Here is an 8143-nt window from a genome sequence, read left to right as displayed (position 1 = left end):
TTTTCCCTGAAAATTAGGTAATTGACCACCTGAAAATCGGTAAAACCCCACACCCCACCTGCCCCCCCGATGTCGGGGGGGTTGGGGGGGCCACACCCTGCCCCTAGGAAAAGCTTTTTGCCGCAAACCCTAAATAGGATTGATTGGGATTGCTAAGGCTGGACGGGGTGGTTTTCTAGGCTTTTAACCACACTTTGATTCATTTGCCGCACTAATTGACAAAAATGAGCGATCGGTGGTATCTGTAGGCGATCGCTAGTGGTGACGAGGACTACCTGACGGGTGAGACGATGACTAAATTTACCATTGTTAAGATGGGGATTTTCGCCACTAGGGGAAGCAAGAGGACGAATGGCGAGGGTGGCGTCGCTACGGGCCTCCATCAAGGCGGATTGGGGCAGAAGAGCGATAATATTACCCTGACGCACCACACCGCGAAAAGCATCGAGGGTGTTTAATTCCATGACGGTTTTCAGGTGGGCATCCTGACGGGAAAACCATTCTTGTACTAATCTTTGCATTCCGTAGCCGTCTTTGAAAACCACTTGCGGATAGGGGATTAATTCTGACCATGGCACTTCTTTGTATTGGGCGAGGGGATGATTAGCGGCCATGAGAATTTCGATCGCTTCTTGGTATAATACCTCGACCACCATCTCCGGGCTAGAGGTGAGAAAACGATTATTCATTACCAACGCCACATCTACTAAACCATCCCGCAGCACTTTTAAAGCGCGATCGCTGCCTAGTGCTGTAACTCTTAACTGAACTTCTGGGTATTCAGCACAAAATTTCGGCAAAATCGGCGGTAAATAGTGGGCGCACACGGAATGAATCGCCGCCACGCACAATTCTGGCTGTTTTCCTGCCTGTAGGTCCGTGATTTCCTCGTGAATATTCGTCCATTCTTGACAAATCCGTTTCGCCCGGGGCAGTAATTTCTCCCCGGCAATGGTTAACTTCGCTTGGGCGGTACGATGGAAAAGAGGTAAGCCCAAATCGGTTTCTAGGGATTGAATCTGGCGGCTGATAGTCGATTGGGTGACTCCACACTGGCGCGCGGCTTGACCAAAATTGCCCGTATCGGCTACGGCTAAAAAGGCTTGCAATTGCTCGATCCGCATTCTTTCTCGTTTTAATTACATTCCGTCATGACCTTATGACGATAACGAATTTTATTCTGACTTTTGGTAGAAATTGCTACCGTTTTCTCAGTTATCAGTTATTTCAGCGGTCAGCCTTGAACTACTTTGAACATCTGGAAATCGGGCTAAAAGTTGCTCGGAAGCTGTGAGGCCATCTTTTGCTAATTCAAAAGCACCTGTTCCGATTAGGGACTTGCGCTTTGATAATGTACCATTTATGGCTTGTCTGATTCTTCTACAGAGCGACTGTCTGGCTGGGATATTATTCCTACGCAGGTCCCTTACCTTACCTAAAGGACAAGCTACAGTGGTCAGTGCCTGAAAGTCTAGGTGAGCAATCTATTCTTGTGCCAGAAATTGTTAAACCAGGCTCTGTTTACTGGCGGGAATACATGAGCATGGTGCGTTCCCCAAAATCGATCGGTGGAGTAGTAGGACTTGCATTAGGAAACGCCCCTACAGCTAATTTGCTATAATCAGTCTAGGAGAGCCATTTTCTCTAGTTCCTCTTGTAAATATGTAAGAAAGTCGTCAATTCCAATAATCCTTTGTATTCTTGGCATATTTCTTGTGATTGCATCTGCTCTATGATCACGCAGTAGCTCGATAACTTTATCGTCATAGATTGTAAGCATGATTTTGGGCTTCCTTCTTTGAATATCCATGAAAATCTCATTATGTATATAAACAATAGCTTCAAACCCTCTATTTTTTTTGCCTATAAAGTAGGAAATATTTAAAGCTGGAGAGAAATCATATTGTTTTGTAGGAATATAAAAGATAATCTTTTTTTTCTCATTTTCCGTGAGTTGACCATGATCCATCAAATTTTGGTAGAAACCATTAATTCCAGCCATCCATTCTCGGACAACCCTCTTATCAGGACATGAAAAAATTGGGTAATAGTAATGAGCAACTTTAAAGTTTACATTTTTATATCTTCTAACATGAAATTGTAGCCTGTCCCCCAAGTTCTCGTTTTCATACTGTAAAGGAGCATTAAACGCATAATATTCATCACCAACAAAATCATCAAAAATCCTTGCAATAGATATTTGAGTGACAATCCCAATTCTTTCATTCCTAATTACTTCCAAAGTTTTGATGTCAATATTACGAATTTCAGAAATTAATTCCTGTTTAAGCTCTAGGTGCTTACTGTCAATATTTTGAACTGCTGAAATAACTTCGCTTTTGAATCCCTCAAGTGAACCCCTTTGGTTCAGTTGATCAAGAGTGATTACAATAATTACAAATAGAATTAAGTCAATTTCATGACCTTTTAAAAATGGAATATAATCTCCGAAATCATTAATTATAGATAAGCTGAATCCTACTATTGCTGCCCAAAAACTATAAGGTATAGGTGCTTTATTTGTTTTGTTCATACTGGCACATACGGAATAGATTTCATAAATGTAGAAACCCGATCTACAAGTTCATCTAATAAAATATCTTGATATTCAAGGTTGAGAATACATGCAACATTATAAGCAATCGTTAAACTTATGTCTTCGGAACATTCGCCTTTAAGAATTTTTTCAAACTTTGAGATGTGATTCTTTATGTCGGCTGATTCTGACATAAATTCAAAGTAATCATCATTAACATAATGTTCTGGTAGATTTACTTCACTTTTAACTAATCTTCCATTAAAAATCCGGATTACTAAGTTTCTTCCTGCAAAAATCTCATCAATTTCATGAGTCGAGTGTACAATCAAGCTATTCCTTTCTAAGGCAATTGATACATCAATATAATGATCTATATAATTACTGCAATATACCCCATTAACTTGACCACTTGAATTAGTAAGATTTGAAACAGGAAATATAATTTTATAGATATCAGGAATACTTTCTCGGTAAATCATTAACCGAGCCTCTCTCAGTGGGTTAGAATACGGATAACCCAATTCATCTAACGAAAAATATCCCGAGCCTTCTTGATAGAAGGCTTTATCTCTTATGGCTATCGGAAATTGATAAAGATTTGATTTAAGTGATTTGATAAAATCAGAACTTCCCCAAATAGATGTAACTGCTTTTGTTCCAACTTTGTAGACATTGAGAAAATTAGAAGCAATTATCGAGGCTATTGTTGATATATTAATCGTCTTAATTTTATCGCCGCCTGTTCCAAAGCTATTGTAATGTTGAGCAGATATTATATTTTTGTTTGCAAAACTTTCTATATACCTAACTAGCTGGACTATGGTATTTGAACTAAGTTTGTCAGGTCGCAATCTTTCTAGAGAATCATAAATCTCACCAACATTTGTCGAGTTTTTTGTTATGTTAAACTCGTCAATTGCTTCTCTTGTTTTGACATTAATCATCTTGATTGTTCCGAGGATTTACTAACACTTTTCAATCACTTTAGTAACAAAAAGCAATATTAGGATTCAAGTTTTGACTCCACCGATAGATTAGGTTGCATAACCAGATATTATAAATAAACTTTCTATGTATCACACGAAATACACATTTTTTTAAGAATCTTTCTGTATATTGATGGAGCGATCGCAAGAAACTTTCCCCATAACACGACAATAAGTCTTTTATGGGGAAATTCCACTAAAACCCTAAAACCCAATACCCAACTGCCAAAACCTAAAGCTCAACAGTTAAACCCTAACAGCTAACGCACCGATCGAGCGCTCAATCATTATTATAGAGACAGTAACAAATATTTATGAAACTTCATGCTTATTAATCGCCTTGGCATCGATCGCGGGAAAAAATTCCTTAAAGAGACTATCTTGTTCGGAAATGACCCTAATCCCGAATTAATTGGCATTTTAGGGGTTTATTTCGTGCAGGGCATTCTCGGACTCTCCCGATTAGCGGTTAGCTTCTTTTTAAAAGACGATTTGGCCTTGAGTCCCTCCCAGATGGGGGCATTAATCGGAGTGGCGGCGATTCCTTGGGTGATTAAACCAGCTTTTGGCTTTCTTTCGGATGGTTTGCCTATTTTTGGCTATCGTCGTCGGCCCTACCTAATTTTATCGGGAATTCTCGGGGTTTTAGCTTGGTTGGCCCTAGCCACTGTGGTGGAGAATGCTTGGCAAGCGATGGCCGCGATCCTGCTTGGTTCCCTTTCTGTCACCATTAGTGATGTCATCGTCGATTCTTTGGTAGTAGAAAGGGCGCGCAAAGAGTCCTTAACTCAATCCGGTTCTCTACAGTCCTTAACTTGGGGAATATCGGCGTTAGGCGGCTTAATTACGGCTTATCTGGGTGGTTGGTTACTCGCACACCTCGGTACTCGTCCCGTCTTCGCTCTCACGGCTATTTTTCCCCTGATTGCCTCAGCCATGGCGTTTTTAATTACAGAGGAAAAAATCAAGAATAATGATGATGCACAATCCACGCCCAAAGTCAAGGAGCAAATCGGGCAATTATGGTCAGCAATTAGACAAAAATCAATTTTATTACCCACTGCCTTTATTTTTCTCTGGCAGGCTACTCCTAGCGCCGATTCTGCCTTTTTTTACTTCACCACCAACGAGTTAGGATTTGAACCGGAATTTTTAGGACGAGTGCGCCTAGTCACCAGTTTAGCCTCGATCCTGGGCATCTGGGTATATCAACGGTTTTTAAAAGCGATTTCCTTTCGTTTAATTTTGGGTTGGAGTACGGTGATTTCTGCGCTTTTAGGGATGACTACCCTACTCTTAGTTACCCATACTAATCGAGCGCTCGGTATTGACGATCATTGGTTTAGTTTGGGGGATAGTCTCATCCTCACCGTCATGGGACAAATTGCCTTTTTACCCGTCTTAATTTTATCGGCCCGTCTTTGTCCCGTGGGCATTGAAGCATCTCTATTCGCTTTATTAATGTCTATCTGGAATATGTCGGGATTAGTTTCCCAAGAAATCGGCGCTTTATTAACCCATTGGTTGGGAGTCACCGAAACTAATTTTGATAACCTTTGGTTATTGGTGGTGATTACTAATCTCTCGACTCTCCTACCTTTACCCCTAATTAAATGGCTACCTTCTACGGATCCGCAATCTCAGGAAGTCAAGAAAACTTTTCCCCCCGCAGAAGTCTTTGAACATCATGTTACCGGTTCTTTAGCTGAACCCGGTTTTATTCCCGAACTTGTCCCCGAATTAATCGACACAAGAGATTGACAGTCCAGAAAAGGGGTTTCTCAAAGAAACCCCTTTTCTATGGCATTCATCTTGCTTAATTGATAACAGTTTTTAACTTTTCCAAGACAGAATTGTTTAACGTAATTTTTCCCATTCTTCTCTACTAATATTTGCTTGTTGTAAAATTTTAGCCAGCAAGCTTTTACTGATATCTCCTTGGTGTGGATTAGGAATCCAGATTTTTAACTTTCCCTGCACCATATATTGATGATTTCCTCCTACCAGAGGACCAGAAAATCCCAGCTTTCTCAACTGGCGAATTAACTCTTTCCTTTTGATGGGGGCAAAAGGTGGCATCAGGCGATTTTTTGTTGAGGGGTTAGATTGATACCGTCAACAATCGGTAACTGATGCTGTAAGCGTAGTCCTAAAATAACCCAGCCTTCCAAAACTTCCTGTAACTGTTCCTTAGTAGCTTCGAGGGTTGTTTCATTAGCATATACTCCCTCAAATCCCGGAATTTCTCCATAAAAAGTACCGTCTTCTAGAACTTCATAAGTTGCCAGTTCCATTGCTTGTTTTAGATATTTTGTTAGCATCATTGACAGGAATAAAGCTCAGTTATTGTCTCGAAGATTGTCGATTTGATGATCAGTTGTTTTGAACTTGGCGATAATTTTGCCCTGTTTCTCCAGAAAACGGGTTTCTCAAAGAAACCCGTTTTCTAGGTTTTCTAACTGCTGTCTTCGTCTTTGACGATTTTCCGCTTCTAAGCGACTAATCGCTTCTTCTAATTGTAATCGAACTAATTCCATCTCTTGACAATTGCGGTGTGCTTTTGCCAAAGTTTGCTTAAGTTGATCAGAATCCCGGGGAAGCTGAGGAACAAAATCCATATTTAACTCCATTCAAGTTTAATTTCTTCGACACTACGCATCAAGGCAGGAATCCGCACTTGGGTTGTCTTAATCACTGTTCCAATCCTCGAACATCTGCCCAACGCTAGTATAACGCTTAAGACGCTCAGGATGTTTTTCTACTTCTTCAATGGCGGCGAGCGTTTCTGTATTAGGAATTTGAACATCAAAGGGAAAACCTTGATGACAATTGACATCAGATAAGGCTGGATGCTGAATTTTTTGTAGGAGAAGCTGTTGTTCTTCGTCAGTTAAAGAAAGGATAATTTGAGCAAGGGAATCAATTAGTTTAGTATTGATTGCAGTAGCAGATTGACTCATATAGCGTTTACATTGTTTAATAGTATATTTTTGAATTGGCGATTTATGAGCGGTTGTTTCGACTCTGGTGACTCAAGCTAAAGGAGAGTTTTAAACTCTGCCACTGTCAATCCCGCTTGACGAATGATAGATCTCAGTGTTCCCTTAGCCACTTCTCGATGGTCAGGGATGGTGATGCGTCGATAGGGATAGGCTTTTTGTCTGAGTATGATATGACTTCCTCGCTGCCGATCTAATTCGTAGCCAATCTTGCCCAGTGCTTTAACGACTTGGCGACCAGCGATAGGAGGGAGTTCACTCATAATTTAACCTCTACCAGTTCCTCAGAAATTGGTGGTGGAATCGGTTCATTGTGCGCTTCTAGGCTTTCTAGATATAAAGCAATTGCTTCCTGAATGTTGGCGAGTAACTCTTCCCGGGTATTGCCTTGAGAAATACAGCCGGGTAGGGAGGGAACTTCAGCCACATAAATGCCATCTTCATCTTGCTCAATTAAGACGCGATATTTCATGGGTTTGTCCTTGCTTTGAATTGATTGGAAGTTAATTATTTGAATCCAGTCTAGCGCGAGTTAGCAACTCCTAGCGATCGCGGCTTATTCCAGAAAAGGGGTTTCTCAAAGAAACCCCTTTTCTATGGCACGGATTAGGGAACCAAGTCCTGTCTTTTGGTAAATTCTATCCAAAAGCCTATCCCCCCCCGATTTTGTCAAGTATCGCTGTTTTAAGCGATTATATAGGGTTTTATCGATGTTTTTCGTCAATTATTCTGGGATGAGGTAGGAGTGAAGATCGATCGCCCTAAGTCCAGAAAACGGGTTTCTTTAAAAAACCCGTTTTCTCAGTTGATGAAATAAGCTAAAATCGAATCAACTCGTTGCCCTCGCCTTATGTTTTCTATCCAAACTACCTACACTCAAGCTCAAGAAAATTTAGCGAGCCTTCTGGATCGACTGGAAAGCGAGAATAGTATGGCGATTATTACGCGCCCTGGTCATAAAGATATGGCACTATTAAGCGCAGAGGAATTAACTGGCTTATTAGAAACCGTTTATCTTTTGCGATCGCCTGCGAATGCGAGAAAGTTATTGGCAGCACTGGAACGTTCAATGGAGAGGGACGTTCAAACAATACCGGGACAGACAGTTACAGAACTTTGTCAGGAGTTAGGAATTGAACGCCAAGAGTAGGGCAATTGTCTTTGATCACCAATTTCGAGAAGATTTAAGATGGTGGTAAGTAGTCGTGCAAAATTAATTTCTTGGTTAGGATAGGCAAAAGGCAAGAGGCAAAAGGCAAAAGCTTGATCGAAATGTGTAATTAATTTTGCTTAGGTACTTACAAAACAGATAAAAAAGCTGATTAAGAAAACGGGTTTCTCAAAGAAATCCGTTTTCTTCCGTTTTCTTCTCAAAGAAACCCGTTTTCTCAGTTCCAATGGCGCTTAAACAGAAAACGGGTTTCTCAAAGAAATCCGTTTTCTTCCGTTTTCTTCTCAAAGAAACCCCTTTTCTATGACACGGATTGGGGAACTAATTAAGGCTTGCTGAATAAATCTAAAAACCTTGTTGGATAAGACTTTTGGACTTTTTTCCCCTCAAAAAGTACCAGATATGGGAGTGATCAGGGGGAAATTCAGGGACTTTTTCCCTGAAAATT

11 protein-coding genes are annotated in these 8143 nt (G+C 40.6%); 2 read left to right on the top strand and 9 right to left on the bottom strand.

The features are described from left to right. Positions 1-152: 152 nt before the first annotated feature. The 3 genes from EWV68_RS07255 to EWV68_RS07245 form a co-directional block, all read right to left on the bottom strand. Positions 153-1124 carry a LysR family transcriptional regulator gene (locus EWV68_RS07255; protein ID WP_061430489.1) on the bottom strand — a complete coding sequence of 324 codons (972 nt, stop codon included), beginning with the start codon at positions 1122-1124 and terminating at the stop codon, positions 153-155. Between the two features lie 497 nt (positions 1125-1621). Further along, complete coding sequence (locus EWV68_RS07250; RefSeq protein WP_287169336.1) at positions 1622-2533, bottom strand: hypothetical protein; 912 nt, start codon at positions 2531-2533, stop codon at positions 1622-1624. Next, entirely contained in the window at positions 2530-3483 is a 954-nt protein-coding gene (locus tag EWV68_RS07245; RefSeq protein ID WP_271972326.1) for a hypothetical protein, read from the bottom strand. Before EWV68_RS07245 ends, EWV68_RS07250 begins: the two co-directional genes overlap by 4 nt. A gap of 366 nt (positions 3484-3849) precedes the next feature. Here EWV68_RS07245 and EWV68_RS07240 point away from each other — a divergent pair, with 366 nt between their 5' ends. After that, positions 3850-5286 (top strand): folate/biopterin family MFS transporter, encoded by a 1437-nt coding sequence (locus EWV68_RS07240; RefSeq protein ID WP_287169334.1) that lies wholly within the window; start codon positions 3850-3852, stop codon positions 5284-5286. A gap of 96 nt (positions 5287-5382) precedes the next feature. Here EWV68_RS07240 and EWV68_RS07235 read toward each other — a convergent pair whose 3' ends face one another. The 6 genes from EWV68_RS07235 to EWV68_RS07210 form a co-directional block, all read right to left on the bottom strand. Continuing rightward, entirely contained in the window at positions 5383-5604 is a 222-nt protein-coding gene (locus EWV68_RS07235) for a type II toxin-antitoxin system HicA family toxin (RefSeq protein ID WP_002732388.1), read from the bottom strand. Beyond that, positions 5604-5849 carry a type II toxin-antitoxin system HicB family antitoxin gene (locus EWV68_RS07230; protein ID WP_002753457.1) on the bottom strand — a complete coding sequence of 82 codons (246 nt, stop codon included), beginning with the start codon at positions 5847-5849 and terminating at the stop codon, positions 5604-5606. The genes EWV68_RS07235 and EWV68_RS07230 overlap by 1 nt, the downstream gene beginning before the upstream one ends. A gap of 105 nt (positions 5850-5954) precedes the next feature. Next, positions 5955-6143, bottom strand: a complete 189-nt coding sequence (locus tag EWV68_RS07225) for a hypothetical protein (protein ID WP_039899746.1) — start codon at positions 6141-6143, stop codon at positions 5955-5957. Between the two features lie 69 nt (positions 6144-6212). Continuing rightward, positions 6213-6485, bottom strand: coding sequence for a type II toxin-antitoxin system RelB/DinJ family antitoxin (locus tag EWV68_RS07220; protein ID WP_039899745.1), 273 nt, complete (start codon positions 6483-6485; stop codon positions 6213-6215). Positions 6486-6562: 77 nt separating this feature from the next. Next, positions 6563-6787, bottom strand: a complete 225-nt coding sequence (locus EWV68_RS07215) for a type II toxin-antitoxin system HicA family toxin (protein WP_002733933.1) — start codon at positions 6785-6787, stop codon at positions 6563-6565. Next, on the bottom strand, positions 6784-6996 hold the full coding sequence (locus tag EWV68_RS07210; RefSeq protein WP_002734412.1) for a type II toxin-antitoxin system HicB family antitoxin: 213 nt from the start codon (positions 6994-6996) through the stop codon (positions 6784-6786). The genes EWV68_RS07215 and EWV68_RS07210 overlap by 4 nt, the downstream gene beginning before the upstream one ends. 378 nt (positions 6997-7374) lie before the next feature. Here EWV68_RS07210 and EWV68_RS07205 point away from each other — a divergent pair, with 378 nt between their 5' ends. Further along, positions 7375-7674 carry a type II toxin-antitoxin system Phd/YefM family antitoxin gene (locus tag EWV68_RS07205; RefSeq protein ID WP_002763657.1) on the top strand — a complete coding sequence of 100 codons (300 nt, stop codon included), beginning with the start codon at positions 7375-7377 and terminating at the stop codon, positions 7672-7674. Positions 7675-8143: the final 469 nt, after the last annotated feature.

Origin of the sequence: Microcystis sp. M_QC_C_20170808_M9Col (assembly GCF_007095495.1) — a bacterium.
Classification (GTDB): domain Bacteria; phylum Cyanobacteriota; class Cyanobacteriia; order Cyanobacteriales; family Microcystaceae; genus Microcystis; species Microcystis aeruginosa.
This window is presented reverse-complemented; position numbering and strand designations above follow the sequence as displayed.

Excerpts from the sequence above, each read along its gene's own strand:
- EWV68_RS07255 (WP_061430489.1), bottom strand. The coding sequence starts at position 1,124 with ATGCGGATCGAGCAATTGCAAGCCTTTTTAGCCGTAGCCGATACGGGC.
- EWV68_RS07250 (WP_287169336.1), bottom strand. The coding sequence starts at position 2,533 with ATGAACAAAACAAATAAAGCACCTATACCTTATAGTTTTTGGGCAGCA.
- EWV68_RS07245 (WP_271972326.1), bottom strand. The coding sequence starts at position 3,483 with ATGATTAATGTCAAAACAAGAGAAGCAATTGACGAGTTTAACATAACA.
- EWV68_RS07240 (WP_287169334.1), top strand. The coding sequence starts at position 3,850 with ATGCTTATTAATCGCCTTGGCATCGATCGCGGGAAAAAATTCCTTAAA.
- EWV68_RS07235 (WP_002732388.1), bottom strand. The coding sequence starts at position 5,604 with ATGCCACCTTTTGCCCCCATCAAAAGGAAAGAGTTAATTCGCCAGTTG.
- EWV68_RS07230 (WP_002753457.1), bottom strand. The coding sequence starts at position 5,849 with ATGATGCTAACAAAATATCTAAAACAAGCAATGGAACTGGCAACTTAT.
- EWV68_RS07225 (WP_039899746.1), bottom strand. The coding sequence starts at position 6,143 with ATGGATTTTGTTCCTCAGCTTCCCCGGGATTCTGATCAACTTAAGCAA.
- EWV68_RS07220 (WP_039899745.1), bottom strand. The coding sequence starts at position 6,485 with ATGAGTCAATCTGCTACTGCAATCAATACTAAACTAATTGATTCCCTT.
- EWV68_RS07215 (WP_002733933.1), bottom strand. The coding sequence starts at position 6,787 with ATGAGTGAACTCCCTCCTATCGCTGGTCGCCAAGTCGTTAAAGCACTG.
- EWV68_RS07210 (WP_002734412.1), bottom strand. The coding sequence starts at position 6,996 with ATGAAATATCGCGTCTTAATTGAGCAAGATGAAGATGGCATTTATGTG.
- EWV68_RS07205 (WP_002763657.1), top strand. The coding sequence starts at position 7,375 with ATGTTTTCTATCCAAACTACCTACACTCAAGCTCAAGAAAATTTAGCG.